The sequence below is a fragment of the bacterium genome, assembly GCA_024742285.1.
Classification (GTDB): domain Bacteria; phylum Myxococcota_A; class UBA9160; order UBA9160; family UBA4427; genus UBA4427.
The window spans coordinates 172,097-187,494 of sequence record JANSYR010000010.1 but is presented as its reverse complement, the minus strand read 5'-3'; the positions used below and the strand labels follow the sequence as shown (position 1 = coordinate 187,494).

10 protein-coding genes and 1 pseudogene are annotated in these 15,398 nt (G+C 70.4%); 8 read left to right on the top strand and 3 right to left on the bottom strand.

Annotation, left to right across the window (positions count from 1 at the left end):
- The first annotated feature begins 47 nt into the window (after positions 1–47).
- The 3 genes and pseudogenes from NXI30_18550 (at position 48) to NXI30_18540 (ending at position 5,194) form a co-directional block, all read left to right on the top strand.
- On the top strand, positions 48–3,356 hold the full coding sequence (locus NXI30_18550) for a transglutaminase family protein (protein MCR9096231.1): 3,309 nt from the start codon (positions 48–50) through the stop codon (positions 3,354–3,356).
- Positions 3,353–4,501: pseudogene (locus NXI30_18545) on the top strand (class II glutamine amidotransferase). Before NXI30_18550 ends, NXI30_18545 begins: the two are co-directional and overlap by 4 nt.
- A 102-nt stretch (positions 4,502–4,603) precedes the next feature.
- The gene (locus NXI30_18540; protein ID MCR9096230.1) at positions 4,604–5,194 is read left to right on the top strand and encodes a transglutaminase family protein; all 591 of its coding nucleotides are present in this window, start codon (positions 4,604–4,606) and stop codon (positions 5,192–5,194) included.
- Here NXI30_18540 and NXI30_18535 read toward each other — a convergent pair.
- From NXI30_18535 to NXI30_18525, 3 genes are all read right to left on the bottom strand, one after another.
- Positions 5,173–6,171: an alpha-E domain-containing protein gene (locus NXI30_18535; protein ID MCR9096229.1), complete on the bottom strand. Its 999-nt coding sequence runs from the start codon at positions 6,169–6,171 to the stop codon at positions 5,173–5,175. The genes NXI30_18540 and NXI30_18535 overlap by 22 nt on opposite strands.
- Positions 6,168–7,667 carry a circularly permuted type 2 ATP-grasp protein gene (locus NXI30_18530; GenBank protein MCR9096228.1) on the bottom strand — a complete coding sequence of 500 codons (1,500 nt, stop codon included), beginning with the start codon at positions 7,665–7,667 and terminating at the stop codon, positions 6,168–6,170. The genes NXI30_18535 and NXI30_18530 overlap by 4 nt, the downstream gene beginning before the upstream one ends.
- A 217-nt stretch (positions 7,668–7,884) precedes the next feature.
- Positions 7,885–9,987, bottom strand: a complete 2,103-nt coding sequence (locus NXI30_18525; GenBank protein MCR9096227.1) for a mechanosensitive ion channel — start codon at positions 9,985–9,987, stop codon at positions 7,885–7,887.
- Positions 9,988–10,322: 335 nt separating this feature from the next.
- Here NXI30_18525 and NXI30_18520 point away from each other — a divergent pair, with 335 nt between their 5' ends.
- From NXI30_18520 to NXI30_18500, 5 genes are read left to right on the top strand one after another with little or no spacing between them, the layout of a single operon-like run.
- Complete coding sequence (locus NXI30_18520; protein MCR9096226.1) at positions 10,323–11,135, top strand: hypothetical protein; 813 nt, start codon at positions 10,323–10,325, stop codon at positions 11,133–11,135.
- Positions 11,136–11,194: 59 nt separating this feature from the next.
- The gene (locus tag NXI30_18515; GenBank protein MCR9096225.1) at positions 11,195–12,058 is read left to right on the top strand and encodes a mechanosensitive ion channel family protein; all 864 of its coding nucleotides are present in this window, start codon (positions 11,195–11,197) and stop codon (positions 12,056–12,058) included.
- The gene (gene corA, locus NXI30_18510) at positions 12,055–13,116 is read left to right on the top strand and encodes a magnesium/cobalt transporter CorA (GenBank protein MCR9096224.1); all 1,062 of its coding nucleotides are present in this window, start codon (positions 12,055–12,057) and stop codon (positions 13,114–13,116) included. Before NXI30_18515 ends, corA begins: the two co-directional genes overlap by 4 nt.
- A 26-nt stretch (positions 13,117–13,142) precedes the next feature.
- Entirely contained in the window at positions 13,143–14,156 is a 1,014-nt protein-coding gene (locus NXI30_18505; GenBank protein MCR9096223.1) for a hypothetical protein, read from the top strand.
- A 10-nt stretch (positions 14,157–14,166) separates the two neighbouring features.
- Complete coding sequence (locus NXI30_18500) at positions 14,167–15,351, top strand: diadenylate cyclase (GenBank protein ID MCR9096222.1); 1,185 nt, start codon at positions 14,167–14,169, stop codon at positions 15,349–15,351.
- The last annotated feature ends 47 nt before the right edge of the window (positions 15,352–15,398 follow it).

The window sequence follows — 15,398 nt, the reverse complement described above, 5'->3', positions numbered from 1 at the left end:
ACGCGGCCCCCGACCCACGCGCTCCCGCGCCGACCAGGAACGACGCCTTGGCCATCCGAGTCGCCCTCCATCACGAGACTCGCTACCGCTACGACCGACCGGTCCGACTCGGTGCCCAGAGCATCCGCCTGCGGCCGGCCGTGCACGCGCGCACGCCGATCCACGCCTACTCCCTTCGGATCGAGCCCGAGTCCCACTTCCTGAACTGGCAGCAGGATCCCCAGGGCAACTTCCTCGCGCGCGTCGTCGTGCCGGAGCCGACGACGTCCTTCCGCGTGGTGGTCGACCTCGTCGCCGAGCTCGCCATCCGGAACCCCTTCGACTTCTTCCTCGAGGAGAGCGCCGGGCACCACCCCTTCGACTACGAGGCGGCGCTCGAAAAGGAGCTCGCGCCCTTCCTCGAGAAGGAGCCCGCCCCGCCCGTCCTCCGCCGCTGGCTTCGGGGCGTGCCGACCGCGAAGCGACCGACCGTCGACTTCCTCGTGGACCTGAACCAGCGGCTGGAACGCGAGATCCGATACCTGATCCGCATGGAGCCGGGCGTCCAGAGCCCCGAAGAGACGCTCACGACGAAGAGCGGCTCCTGTCGCGACAGCGCCTGGCTGCTCGTCCAGATCCTGCGTCACCTCGGTCTCGCCGCCCGCTTCACGTCCGGATACCTCATCCAGCTGACGCCCGACGTGCGCTCGCTCGACGGCCCCTCCGGAACCGATCACGACTTCACCGACCTCCACGCCTGGGCCGAGGTCTACCTCCCGGGCGCCGGCTGGATCGGGCTCGATCCGACCTCCGGCCTGCTCGCCGGCGAGGGGCACATCCCCGTCGCCTGCAGCCCCTTTCCCGGCTCCGCCGCGCCGATCTCGGGCGGACTCGAGCCCTGCGAGGTCGAGTTCGAACACGCGATGCACGTCGAGCGGATCGCCGAGACGCCGCGGGTCACCAAGCCCTACTCGGACGACGCGTGGGAAGCCGTCGACGCCCTCGGGCGCGCCGTCGATGCACGCCTCGACGCAGGCGACGTCCGCCTCACGATGGGCGGAGAGCCCACCTTCGTCTCGATCGACGACATGCAGGGCGAAGAGTGGAACACCGAGGCCATCGGACCGAACAAGCGCGCGCTCGCCGAGGACCTGACGAGACGTCTCCGTTCGCGCTTCGCGCCCGGCGCGCTCCTCCACTGTGGCCAGGGCAAGTGGTACCCGGGTGAAGCGCTTCCGCGCTGGGCCTTCTCGGTCTACTGGCGCGAGGACGGCGTCCCGCTCTGGCGGAACGAAGCCCTGCTCGGCGACGAACGTGCTCCGCGCCCGCCGACCCTCGATCAGACCGAAGCCTTCGCGCGCCAGGCGGCGGAGGAGCTCGGGATCGAACCGGACTTCGCGGTCCCGGCTTTCGAGGATCCGCTCGTCCTCCTCGAGACCGAAGCGGGACTGCCGGTGGGTCTCGATCCGAGCCGGGCCGACCTCGATGCGCCGGCGGAGCGCGCGCGGCTCGCGCGCACGCTGTCCGAAGGGGCGCAGACCCCCGCGGCCTTCGTCCTCCCGGTGCAGGCCTGGAATGCCCGTGACCAGGGGCGGGCCTGGCGGAGCGAGGCGTGGCCGACGCGCCGAGGCCGACTCTTCCTCGTGAGCGGCGACTCGCCGGCGGGGTTCCGCCTGCCCCTCGACGCGCTGCCCTTCCTTCCGGAGAGCCGCTACCCGCACGTGATGGCCGCCGACCCCACCCGGCATCTCGCGGCGCTGCCGGTCCCGCTACGGCAGCGCCCGACGCGCGGCGGTCGCGGAGGGAGCCCGGCGCCCCCGCCGAACGGGCCTTCGACGGCGGCCGGCGGCAGTCCGGTCCGGACCGCCCTCGTCTTCGAGTCGCGAGACGGACACCTGAACGCCTTCCTGCCCCCGGTGGAGAGCGGCGACGACTTCGTCCTGCTCGTGGCGGCGCTCGAGCGGGCGGCGGAGAAGATCGACGTCCCCGTTCGGATCGAGGGCTATCCCCCGCCCCCCGACGCGCGCATCGAACACTTCAAGATCACGCCGGACCCCGGCGTGATCGAAGTGAACGTCCATCCGTCGGCGAGCTGGACGGAGCTGGTCGATCGCACCCAGGTCCTCTACGAGGAGGCGCGCGCGGCGCGGCTGGGAACCGAGAAGTTCCTGCTGGACGGACGCCACTCGGGAACCGGCGGCGGCAACCACGTGGTGGTCGGGGGCCCGACGCCCCTCGACAGCCCGTTCCTGCGGAGGCCCGACCTGCTGGCCAGCCTGCTCGGAGCCTGGATCGACCATCCTTCGCTCTCCTATCTCTTCTCGGGACTCTTCATCGGCCCGACCAGCCAGGCCCCGCGCGTCGACGAGGCCCGGCACGATGCGCTCTACGAGCTGGACATCGCGCTCGCCCAGCTGCATGCGGCGGCCCCCGCCCCGCCCCCCTGGCTGGTCGACCGGTGTCTGCGCAACCTGCTCGTCGACGTGACCGGCAACACCCACCGCGCCGAGATCTGCATCGACAAGCTCTACTCGCCCGACTCCTCGATGGGGCGCCTCGGCCTCGTGGAGTTCCGGGCCTTCGAGATGCCCCCGCACGCGCGGATGAGTCTGGTGCAGCAGCTCCTGCTGCGTGCGCTGATCGCGCGCTTCTGGGAAGCCCCGCGGCCCTCGCCGCTCACGCGATGGGGGACGGCCCTGCACGATCGCTTCATGCTCCCGCACTTCGTCTGGGTCGACTTCCTCCACGTCCTCGAGGACCTGCGCGAGCACGGCTTCGACTTCGACCCCGAGTGGTTCCGGGCGCATTTCGAGTTCCGGTTCCCGCGCTTCGGCTCGTTCCGCTACGACGACGTCGAAGTCGAGGTCCGGCAGGCGCTCGAGCCGTGGCACGTGCTCGGCGAAGAGGGCACGACCGGCGGTACCGCCCGCTTCGTCGACTCCTCCCTCGAGCGGCTCCAGCTGCGTACGACCGGCCTGATCGGCGACCGCTGGGTGCTCGCCTGCAACGGAATCCGGGTCCCGCTCCACCGGACGGCCCGGCAGGACGAAGCGGTCGCCGGCGTGCGCTACCGGGCGTGGCAGCCCGCCCACTGCCTGCATCCGACGATTCCCGTCCACTCCCCGCTCACCTTCGACCTCGTCGACACCTGGTCCGGACGTGCCGTGGCCGGCGCGCGCTATCACGTCGGTCATCCCGGCGGACGCAACCACGAACGCTTCCCGGTCAACGCATTCGAAGCCGAGGGTCGGCGACTCGCGCGCTTCGAGAGCGGCGGACACACCCCGGGCGCGATGCAACCCGCGCCGTGGGAGCCCGACCCGGAGTTTCCGATGACCCTCGATCTGCGCCGTGTCGCGACGGGACGGGGCCGATGAGCGAGCTCGTCGGGCTCTGCTTCGACGCCGACGCGTCGCCCTCGATCCGCTTCGACGCCCCCCTCGCCCCGAACGGGAACGAGAACCTTCCGACGCCCGGCGAGCTCTTCGGCTGGGGGGTGGGCTGGTACCCTTCGAGCGAACGGGGCGCGTCGGTCATCAAGGACCCGACCTCCTCGGGCGGCGCAGCGGTGGGCCCCGTGCTGGGGGACTGGCACCGCTTCCGCTCGACCCTCTTCCTCGCCCACCTGCGCGGTCACCGCCGACCTCGCAAGCAGGAGGATGCCCAGCCCTTCGTGCGGAGCTACGGCGGGCGGCAGTGGATCTTCGCGCACGACGGAGACCTCGCGTCCGAGTGGTCGACGCGCTTCCCGCTCCGCGACGATCCCGCGTTCGACCCGCTCGGCATGACGGACAGCGAGCACGCCTTCTGCCTGATCCTGTCGCGACTCCACGAGAAGCGGTAGCGCTCCCTCGCCGACGTGCCGCCGGAGTCGCTGCACGCGTGGTTCCGGGAGCTGAACGCCGATGGCCAGCTGAACGCGATCCTCACCGATGGGGTCGACGTCGCCGTGTACCACGACGCGCATCGAACGGGCGAGCTCTTCTGGACGCGCCGCATCCCGCCGCACGGGCGGACCGACTTCGCCGCTGCCGGGCTGGTGATCTCCCACGACGCGCCGGAGGACCCGAACCGGACGCTGCTCGCCTTCGCGAGCACCCCCATGAGCCTCGACCCGTGGCAAGCCCTGACGCCGGGGGAGCTCGTGATCGCGCGGCGAGGCTCGATCCGCTGGTCGAGCGCACCGACCGAGGCCGGCTCCCCCTCCGAACCGCCCGGCACGAGCCCGAACGACCGCGTGGCGCTCGCGGACGGTCGGGTCGCGAGCGACCCGACGGACGCGCCAGGAGAGACGCAGCGTCTCCTCCGCGTCGTCCACGACACCCGCTACGAATACGAGCAGCCGGTGGAGCGCAGCTCGCATCGTCTGCTCCTGCGGCCGCTCTCCGATCGCACCCAGCAGGTCCTCGACCATCGCCTCGTCGTCGAGCCGGACGTGCCGCGCATCGCGTACGAGGACGTCTTCGGCAACGCCGCCCTCGGGCTCGAGATCGACGAGCCCTTCGACCGCCTTTCGATCCGGAGCGAGGCGACGATCCTCGTCTCGGCGGCGCCCTCCCTGGAGTCGCGGGCCGGGCGCCAGCCGCTCTCCCTGCCGATGTCGTGGATGCCCTGGCAGCGCCAGATGCTGTCGGCCTATCTGCTCCCGCCGGAGCTCCCCGAATCGCAGCTGCGCGAGCTCACGTCCTTCGCCACCGCCCTGTCCGAGCGCAACGATCGGGACCTGGTGGCGACGCTGCTCGACCTGAACCGGACCCTCTTTCGCGACTTCGAGTACGTCAGCGGATCCACCACCCACGCGACGACGCCCTTCGAGGTCTACGAGTCACGGCGTGGCGTCTGCCAGGACTTCGCGAACCTGATGATCTGCCTCGCCCGCCTGCTCCAGGTCCCGGCGCGCTATCGCATGGGATACGTCCATACGGGCGCGGACTACGTGAACACCGCGCAGTCCGACGCGTCCCACGCCTGGGTCGAGACCTACGTGCCGCAGGTCGGCTGGCAGGGCCTGGATCCGACCAACGGCGTCCAGATCGGCCTCGATCACGTCCGCGTCGCATGCGGCCGGAACTACCGGGACGCGACCCCGACCTCGGGCACGATCTACCGCGGCGGCGGGACCGAGACCCTCGCGATCGACGTCCGCGTCGAACGCCTCGACGCCTCGGCCCTGCCGGACGCGAGCGCGCTCGCTCAGGCCGGCGATTCGGCCTGAATCACCGCCTCGACCGGCACCGGGTCGAGGAAGTCGCGGTAGATCGCGTCCGAGAGCTCCGCCGACTGTTCGACGAGCTGCGTCAGCACCTCGTGGAGCCCCTGCTCGAGCACCGAATCCATCGTCGCGCGTTCGAGCCCCCGCTGGATCTCGTGCGCGAGCGAGAGCGCGCGAACCCCGACCCCCTCGTCGGCGTCGATCGCGAGCAGTCCGAGCAGCTCGCAGAGCTGATCGACGTTGTGGCGGACCGATCGCGCGAAGGCGGGGTCGAAGAGCATGAACTCCGCGACCGCGCGACCCGACGGCGCCGCGTTGTGACGCTTCAGGAAGGGCTCGACGCCCGAGCAGAACCGGAGGATCGCCAGCCACTGCGCGATCTCCTCGGCCGACTCCTCGACGTGGTGCACCTCCGCGACGCCGTGGTGCTTGATGTCGAGGACCCGCGCGACCTGTCCCATTCGCTCGAGCGCCGTCCCGAGCCGCATGAACTCGAAGGGATCCTCGTGGAGCATCGTGTTGCGCGCCACGCCGTGGTAGAGGAGGCACTGGTTGCGCAGGCGCAGGTAGAACGCGGCCCGGTCCTTCTGGTAGAGCTTCCACGCCTCGCGCTCCCCGAGCCAGACCCAGAGATCGTTCAGGGTCTCCCACATCTCGAGGCTGATCGTCTCGCGAATGGTCCGGGCGTTCTCACGCGCCAGGCGGAGCGACGACCGGAGGGAGCTCGGGTTGTCGTCGTCCCACGTGAGATAGTCCTGGACGATCTCGCCCTCGGACCCGTCCGCGAGCGTTGGCGCGACCCGCTCGAGATAGTCCTTCTCCTGCCCGACGACGATCACGACGGGGCGCCAACACGCTTCGTCGTCGAGACCGGAATCGAGCTGGAACGCGGCGTTCACGCCGAGGATCCGCGCGAGGACCTCGACGCGCTCGACGTATCGGTTGAGCCAGAAGCAGCTTTCCGCCACCCGCGAGATCATCGTGCCTCCTCCCCTTCGGGCGGGCGCGCGTCCGCGCCGCGCAGCACCCACGTGTCCTTCGAGCCGCCGCCCTGGCTCGAGTTCACGACGTAGCTGCCTTCGACCAGGGCGACGCGGGTCAGGCCGCCGGGCAGCACCCAGGTTCCGTTGGCGCCCGTCAGGACGTAGGGCCGGAGATCCACGCGGCGAGGAGCGATCCCCTTGCGGGTCCAGGTCGGGCAGGTGGAGAGCTCGATGCGGGGCTGCGCGATGTAGTTGCGCGGGTCCGCGTCGATCTTCGCCCGAAACTCGGCGAGCTCGCGTCGAGACGCCTGCGGACCGATCAGCATGCCGTAGCCGCCCGCCTCGTTGACCGACTTCACGACGAGGGAGGAGAGGTTCTCCTGCACGTAGCGGCGGTCCTCCTCCCTCGCGCACACGTAGGTCTCGACCTGTCGCAGGATCGGCTCCTCGCTCAGGTAGAAGCGGATCATGTCCGGCACGAAGGGATAGATCCCCTTGTCGTCGGCCACGCCGTTCCCGATCGCGTTCGCCAGCGCGACGTTCCCCTTCGCATAGGCACGGACGAGTCCCGGGACGCCGAGCAGGCTGTCCTTGCGGAAGGCCTCCGGGTCGAGGAAGGGATCGTCGAGCCGACGGTAGAGGACGTCGATCCGACGGGGCCCGAGGGTGGTCTTGGCGTACACGTGGTCGTCGTCGACGAAGAGGTCACGGCCCTCGACGAGCGGCACGCCCATCCGGCGGGCCAGGAAGCTGTGCTCGAAGTAGGCCGAATTGAACACGCCGGGCGTGAGCACGGCGATGCTCTCGTGGTCCGCTCCGTCCGGCCCGAGCGAGCCCAGCGATTCGACGAGTCGGAGCGGGTACTCCTCGACGCTCTGCACGTTCGAGTCGGCGAAGACGCCGGGGAAGACCTTCTTCATGACGGCGCGGTTCTCGAGCACGTACGACACGCCGGAGGGCGTGCGGGCGTTGTCCTCGAGGACGACGTACTCCCCATCCGGTCCCTGGATCAGGTCGATCCCGGCGATCGCGACGCGCACGCCGCCGGGTGCGCGCACGCCCCGCATCTCCTTCAGATAGCCCTTCGCGCCGAGCACGAAGTCGGCGGGGACGACGCCCTCGGCGAGGATGCGCTGCTCGTCGTACACGTCGGCCAGGAAGGCGTTGAGGGCCTGGACGCGCTGGGTCAGGCCGCGCTCGACGCGCTCCCACGCCGCGGCGTCGATCACCCGCGGAATCAGGTCGAAGGGGAAGATCCGTTCGGCGCCGCGGCGATCCGAGTAGACCGAGAACGTGATACCGCCGCGCAGGAAGGTCGCGTCGGCCAGGCGCTGCCGTGCGCGGAACTCGCGCCGACCCAGGCGTTCGAGTTGCTCGACCACGGTACCGGCGTGTGGATGCGGTGTGCCGTCGGGCGTGAAGAACTCGTCCCACGTGTCGACGAGCGGTGTGTAGCCCCCGAAGAGCGGGGCGTCCGAGAGGTCTCGGGCCATTGGGTCTCCTCGCCTGCGGTCGCGAGGCAGGCGACCGTCGGCGTGAGCCGGAATTGCAATCCACATACCAGTACCAGGACGGCACGTGCTGCGCAGCGGCCGGAGAGACGCGCCGAGAGGCCCGCGCGGAGCGCCCCCTCCGTCGCCCGGGGGCCCCATCGGAGGCTGGGAGTCCGATCGACCGGGGCGCACGCCCGCCGAGCGAGCCGCGCTTCGCCTACCCCTCGTGTGACTCCGCCTCGCCCGGCACGAGGCGGACGTCGAGCGGCCGCGGCGCATCCAGGTGGACGTCGCGCTGCGGGAACGCAATGACGATCCCGTGCTCCCGGAAGGCGTCGTCGATCGCGAAACGCACGCGACTCTCGACCTGGCTGAGGCGCATCGGCGCCCGCGCCTGTACCCAGAAATAGATCTCGAAGATGAGCGCGTCGTTGCCGAACTCGTCGAAGAGGAGGATCGGCGGCGGCTGCTCGAGCGCGTCAGGCTCGTTCCGGACCACCTCCGAGATCAGGTCCGCGACGAGGCGCGTGGGCGAACCGTAGGCCACGCCGACGACGACCTTCGTTCGGATCAGGTCGTCCGACAGCGTCCAGTTCACCACGTTCGATTCGAGGAAGAAGCTGTTCGGGACGATCAGCTGCCGACCGTCGTTCGCACGGATCCGGGTGCTTCGCGCGCCGATCTGCTCGATCGAGCCGTAGGTTCCGTCGATCTCGACCGTGTCGCGCGCGCGGACCGGGCGCTCGAGCATCAGGATGAGCCCGCTGATGAAGTTGTTCATCACGTTCTGGCTGCCGAAGCCGAGACCGATCGCGAGCGCACCGCCGGCGACCGTGAAGGCGGTCAGCGGAAAGTGGACGAAGCGGAGGGCGAAGAGCGCGAAGCTCGCGACCAGGAGATAGAACGCGAGCGTCTCGATCGCGTGCGCCGCACCGGCATCGATCCGCAGGCGGCGGGCGATCGCGCCCGCCAGGAAGCGCGACAACCGGCGCGAGACGAAGACTCCGACCCACAGCATCGCCAGCGCGGTGATCAGCGCGCCGAGCGTGATGGGACTCTCCTGGACGGTCGCCAGCTCGTAGCGCCAGATCGCCCGTCCACGCTCGAGCGCCGTTCGCGCAATCCGCGCCGGATCGAGCTGATCGCCTTCGAGCGCCTCGAGGCACGCCTGGCCCAGCGAACGCTCGTCCTCGAGTTCGGACATCGCTGCGACCTCGGCGCGCTGCAGCGCACGCGCGCTCGCGCGCTGGACGAGGAGCGCCTCGGCGACGACGGGCGAAGGCGTGCTCTCCTCGATCCGCCGGTCGAGCGCGTCGAGCGCCCGCTGCCGAGCCTCGATCCGGACCTCGAGGCGACTCGCGGTCTGGGCGATCACCGCGAGGCGGGACCGCACGTTCGCGAGTGCCTCGTCCTGCTCGTCGCTCGAGAGCGCACCCCGCAGCATCCGCTCCCACGGCGCGAGGAGCGTCGGGCGGTCTCGAAGCCGCTCGAGGCGCGCGTCGAGCACCTCGAGCGCGCCCTGCAGGCCGTCCCGGGCTGCGCGAAGTGCGTCCGCTGCCGAGAGGAGCGAAGCGTCGCTCCCGCCACCGGACGCGAATCGCGACTCGACGGCCTCGATCCGGAGCGCGAGACCAGCGAGCTCTCGGGCACGAAGCTCCCGCTCGCGCACGAGCGCCGTCTCGAGCGCCACGGTGCTCCGTTCCGTCCCCTGCTCGACCGCCTCCCCACGCCGAAGCGAAGCGGTCACTTCGGCGATCCGTGAGTCGATCGCCTCGAGCCGCGCCGGCTGCGGGCGGTTCGCGCGCAGACTCCTCAGCGTGAGCGTTCGCTCGTGGACGCGTTCGCGGGCGAGTCTGATCGCCAGCCGGGCGAGCCGGATCTCCTTCGCTTCGCTCGCGCCGGACTCGGAGGAAATCCGTTCGCGAAGCGTCCCCAGCTGCCGTTCGAGCGCCTCGGCCTCCTCGGTCGCGAGCGATCGCTCTCGCTCGGCCTCGGCGAGCGCCGCCTCGCCGAGCGAGGCTTCCTCGCGAAGCGCGACGCGCTCGAGATGGAGAGCGGCGAGCGTGCCGATCGACGGCGCCGCTTCGGCGAATGCGGACGGCGCCTCGGCCTGCGAAGCGTCGCTCAGACGCTCGGCGAGCTCCTTCTCCTCCAACAGCAGCGTTTCGAGGGCGAGCAGGGATTCCCGGATCTCGCCTGTGGCCGTGGTCGCCTCGCGTTCCGCCCGGACTTCGGCGAGCCGTGACTCGATCGCGTCGAGGGCAAGCGGGTCCGCCGTGTCGTGGTCCGACGACTTCGCGCCGCTCGCGGCGATCGCCACGAAGAGCGTCGCCAGCCCGAGCCAGAACCGAACCGATCTTCCGCCACGCCGTTCACGCGGACGCCGAATCGACTTCCCGCCACGCCGTTCACGCGGACTCCGACTCGTTCGACCCCTCACGGCACCGGCCTCGCCGGTCGACTCTCGCATGCCCCGCCCTCCTCCCGGGCGACGTCCATGAGGACGTGCCGCAGCGCGAAGCGCCCTGCTCGAAGAGGCGCACCTCGCTGCTGCTCGTATACGGCAGATCCGTCGCGCACGCCCGTTCGTACCACGCCCGCGGCGAGCGGCGCCGGACGGCAGCACTTCACCGAAGCGTTCGCTATACGAGCGACGTGTCTGTCGACCCCGAATCGAGCTCGGCCCGGCCGTCGGAAGCGGATCCCTGGTGGGGTCCGATGCAGGTGGACGTCGACTGCTGCCGGACGCTGGCCCTGGGCCCGAGCGAGCTCGCCGCGGAGCGTCGATCGCACGAGTGGCGACTCCGTCATCGTGAGGTCCCGACCGCGGCCGAGGACCGATGCACGCTCTCCGAGGGGACCGCACCCGACGAGGGGGACGGCTGGTCCACGGTCAAGCGGATCGGCGGATCGTCCCACGCCGATGGGCTCGCCGTGCTCCCGCGAACCGCCGACCGACCGATCGTCAGCCTGCCCGCGGACCCGTTCGTCGTCCCGCAATCGACGACCGTCACGCTCTTCGTGAGCACGCCGCTCTGGCTCGACGTCCGCATCGACGGCGAGACCGCGCTCGAGGTCCCGACGCTCCGGCCGCGCGACATCTGGATCGGCCCGACGACCGGGCCGGGCGAGGCCGGCTATGCGAATCGGACCCAGTGTCGACAACAGCTCGACGAGATTCCCGTCCGCCCCCATCGGGTCCTGACGCCCGTGGTCGTGCACAACCGCAGCCGGGAGCCGCGCGCGCTCGAGCGGCTCATGCTCGCCGTCCCCTACCTGGCGGTCTTCGCGACCGGCACGAATCGACTGTGGACCGAGCGGATCGAGCTCACGATCCGGACCGACGAGTCGGAATCGCGGATCGTACCGGGCGCACCGGAGGACGCCGTCGACGGACGGGTCGTCGCGGCGGCGCGAGAGACGGCGCCGGCCGGCGGCCTCGGGCGCCTGCTCGCGGACGTATTCTAGGCACGACCTCTCGGCACCCCGAACTCCGCGCCCCATCGAGGGCGTGAACGCAGGCGGCGATGGACCCGGAAGCGATCACTCAGGAAACCGACCCCGGCCTCGTCTCGGACCCCGGGACGCTGCTGCTCGCCCTCGGTCTGCTCCTGCTCGGCTTCGTGCTCGCGCGGCTCGCGAGCGTCACCCTCGCCCGCGCGCTGAGCGACCCGCTCGGGAACCACCGGACGCTCGTTCTCCAGCGGGTCGTGACCTACGGGATCGCCGGTCTCTTCGCGATGAGCGCGCTCCACCAGGTCGGGATCGAGCTCTCGGTCCTGCTCGGGGCCGCGGGCCTCCTGACGGTCGCGATCGGCTTTGCGGCGCAGACGGCGGCGTCGAATTTCGTGAGCGGCGTCTTCCTGCTGGGCGAGCGCCCCTTCGAAGTCGGGGAGACGATCCAGATCGCCGGCACGACCGGCGTCGTCCTGTCGATCGACACCCTCTCGATCCGCCTCCGGACCTTCGACAACCTGCTCGTGCGGATCCCGAACGAGTCCGTCATGAAGTCCGAGGTCGTCAACTACACGCGGTTCCCGATCCGGCGCCATGACCTCCGGTTCCGCGTCGACCCGGTCGTCGACCTCGAGACGCTCGAGACCGTCCTGCTCGGCGCCGCCGAAGCACCGATCGTCCTGAGCGAGCCGGCCCCCGTGGTGATCTTCCACGGCTGGAGCGAAGCGGGCCTCGAGGTCCAGCTCTCGGCCTGGGCGCTCCGCGAGAACTTCCTCGAGATGAGGAATCGACTCCACCGCGACGTCGCCCTCGCCCTCCAACGCGCTCGGATTCCGCTCGGCTATCCGAATCGGATCGTCGAGCTCCGCGACGATGCCCTTCCACACTCCCCTGCCACGCGATCGGACGCCGCCGATCCAGGAGAAAACTCATGAACCCGATCGATCCGACCGTCGAGTCCCTCGCCGTTCGCGAGCTCAACGTTCCGAAGGGCTCGCCGCCGCCGAAGATCCGGCTGATGGAGTTCAGCGGCGAAACGCTCATCGAGAGCGAAGTCGAGGACCCGACCGAGCTCGAGCCCTACACGCACACCGACAACACCACCTGGATCGACATCCAGGGCCTGGGGAACGAGGAACGGCTACGCGCGGTCGCGCACATCCTCGGGATCCACGATCTGGCGCTCGGCGACGCGGTCCACATCCCCCAGCGCGCGAAGACCCACGAATATCCCGAGCACATCCTTACCGTCCTCCGCGCGCCGCTCTGTCCCTTCGCCGTCGCGGACGGCATCCCGCAGGTCTGCATCCTCGTCTCCGAGCGCTACATCGTCACCTTCCAGGAGCGCTACTTCGCGTTCTTCGACGGCGTGCGCGAGCGGATCCGGAACCCGCGGAGCCTCGAACGCAGCGGGGGCCCTGCCCAGCTGACCTACGCCCTCGCGAATGCGCTCGTCGATCAGTACTACCCGATCGTCGACGCCATCGCGGACGACCTGGACGGCCTCGAAGAGAAGATCCTCGACGACCCGACGCCCGACCTCGTCGCCGAGCTCCACGGCCTGCAACGGCAGATCACGGCTCTCCGGCGCGTGGCGCGCCCCCAGGTCGACGCGTTGTACAGGCTCTCCCACCTCGATTCGGCGATCGTTCCCGAGGCCGCCGCCGTCTTCCTGAAGGACGCCGAAGACCACGCGCGCCAGATCCTCGGTCGCCTCGACGCCGCCCGGGACGTCGCGACCGATCTCATGAGCGCCGTCCTCGCGACCCTCGGCCACCGACAGAACGAAGTCATGAAGCTCCTCACGCTCGTCGGCGCGATCTTCATCCCCCTCACGTTCATGGCGGGGATCTACGGGATGAACTTCGAGTACATGCCGGAGCTCAAGATCCGCATGGGCTACCCCACGTTGATGGGCTCCATGGCGATCGTGGCCATCGGCATGGTCTTGTACTTCCGCAAGCGCGGATGGCTCGGAAGCGGGCCTCGCTAGGCGACGAGGTCGCGAGGAGACCCCGGATGGTCCGCAGGACTCCGGCGAGGCGATCCCGATCGGTCGGATTGGCGACGATCGGTCTCTCGGTCGTCCTCGCTTGCCCCGGGCTCGTCGCCGCGCAGGATCGCGGCCCGTCCCGCGCGCAGGTCACGGAGCGGACCGAAGGACTGACGGGCCTCTGGGAGTTGCTGCGCGCGCGCGCCGCCGGCCTCCGTGTCCGGCTGCGGCAGGATCTGCTCTCGACGGGCGAATTCGAGGGATCCCGTCTCGCCTGGACGCGGACCGAAGTCGGACTGGAAGCCGGCGCGCCGCTCTTCGATGGACGGGTCAGCCTGGGCATCTCGCCGAGCTTCGCCTGGGAGCGTCTCAGCGTGAGCGGCAACGATGCGTTCCTCGTCTCCCGATCCGGTCGCGAGGAAGACTTCACCGATTTCTACGACTCCGGGCTCCGTCTCGGGACGCGCTTCGACCTGCCGCGCGGCTTCGGGCTCGAGGCGCTCGCGGGGTGGAGTGCGCGGCACGAGCGGGGTGCGAACGTGTTGGACGGTTCGCAGATCGGGGGCAGTCTCTCCGCGACGTATCGCCGTGGGCGCTGGCTGCGCCTGCGTCTGGGCCTCGGCCTGGGCGCCGATCTCGACGATCGACGCGCGCGCTTCTCTCCCGTCTACCGGATCGTCGTGCGCCCCCATCCGCGGGTTGCCGTCGAGTCCAGCGGTCTGGGCGCGACGATCGAGTGGGACGCGACGGACACCACGCAGCTTTCGATCGGGGGGCACGCCGACAGCACGCAGTACCGGCTGGACAAACGCGGCAATCCTCCCGCGGGTGCGGGCGACGGAACGCTGCAGCGAAGACAGACCCGGATCGATCTCGGCCTCCTCCACCGCATCGGACCGCACCTGCGCCTGCGCGGTCGGGTCGGGGTCGTCGTCGACGAGGAGATCGAGCTGTCCGACGGGGACGGCATCACGACCGAGCGGCGACGAAATCGAGACCCCAGCGCCCAGCTGATGGTCGGCGTCGACCTGCGGCTCTAGCATCCGGCGGATGGTCCTTCCCAGCCCCCTCGACCTCCTGGACATCCTGCTCGTCGCCGGCGTGCTCTGGCTGCTCTATCGGACGGTCGTCCGTACGCGCGCACGGAAGGCACTGATCGGCGGCGCCATTCTGGCCGCCCTCTTCCTGCTGGTCCGGGCGCTGGACCTCACGCTGATGGCTCTCCTCCTGCAGGGCTTCGCCGCCGTCGCCATCCTCGTCCTCGTCGTCGTCTTCCAGGAGGATCTCCGGCGACTCTTCGAGGATCTCGGGAGCTTCCGACCCGACCGCCGCGGCCGGTCCGCTCCCGTGCCCGCCACCGACGTCCTCGTCCGGACCGTCGCTCGACTGGCCTCCGCGCGCACGGGCGCGCTGATCGTCGTCCCGGGCCTCGACCCCGTCGACCTCCATCTCACCGGCGGCGTCCCCCTCGGCGGTCGCGCGAGCGAACCGCTGCTCCTCTCGCTCTTCGACAGCAGCTCTCCCGGACACGACGGCGCATTGGTGCTGCGGGGTGACACGATCGAACGATTCGCTGCGCATCTCCCGCTCTCGGCGAACCACTCGGAGGTCGGACCGGGCGGAACACGCCATGCCGCGGGTCTCGGTCTCTCGGAACGTTGCGACGCGACGATCGTCATCGTTTCCGAGGAGCGCGGGACGATCTCGGTCGCGAAAGGAGGGGTCCTGCGAAGGCTGCCCGGGGCCGAGGCGTTGCTCGAGGAGCTCACCGTCGAGACCAGGGAAGACGATCCGCTCCCGCTCCACCATCGCCGCGAGGTGCGCGAGATCGCCGTCGCGCTGGCCGCGGCACTGCTCCTCTGGGGCTTCGTCGTGCCCGGCGCAGAGATCGTCGAGCGGACCATCCCCGGACGGATCGTCGTCCACAACCTGCCCCCGGATCTGCGGTTCGTCGCGAGCGATCCCACCGAGGCGACGCTCGTCGTGCGCGGGCCGCGCCGAGCCCTCCTGCTCGCCGAGCGAGGCGGACTCGAGGTCCAGATCGACGCCTACCTCGCGCGGATGGGCCGACGCACGTTCAACCTCGAGACGGCGATGGTCCAGGACGTGGACGGCGTGGGGGTTGCTTCGATCCAGCCCGATCGCGTCCGAATCGATCTCGAGCCCGTCCCTGCCCCCCTCTCCGCGCCCGGCGCTTCCGAGGACGAGAACGAACCGGGCGACGCCGCTCGGTGACGAATCGCGCCGCGACGGCATGATCATGGGCAGGGCACGAAACGAGA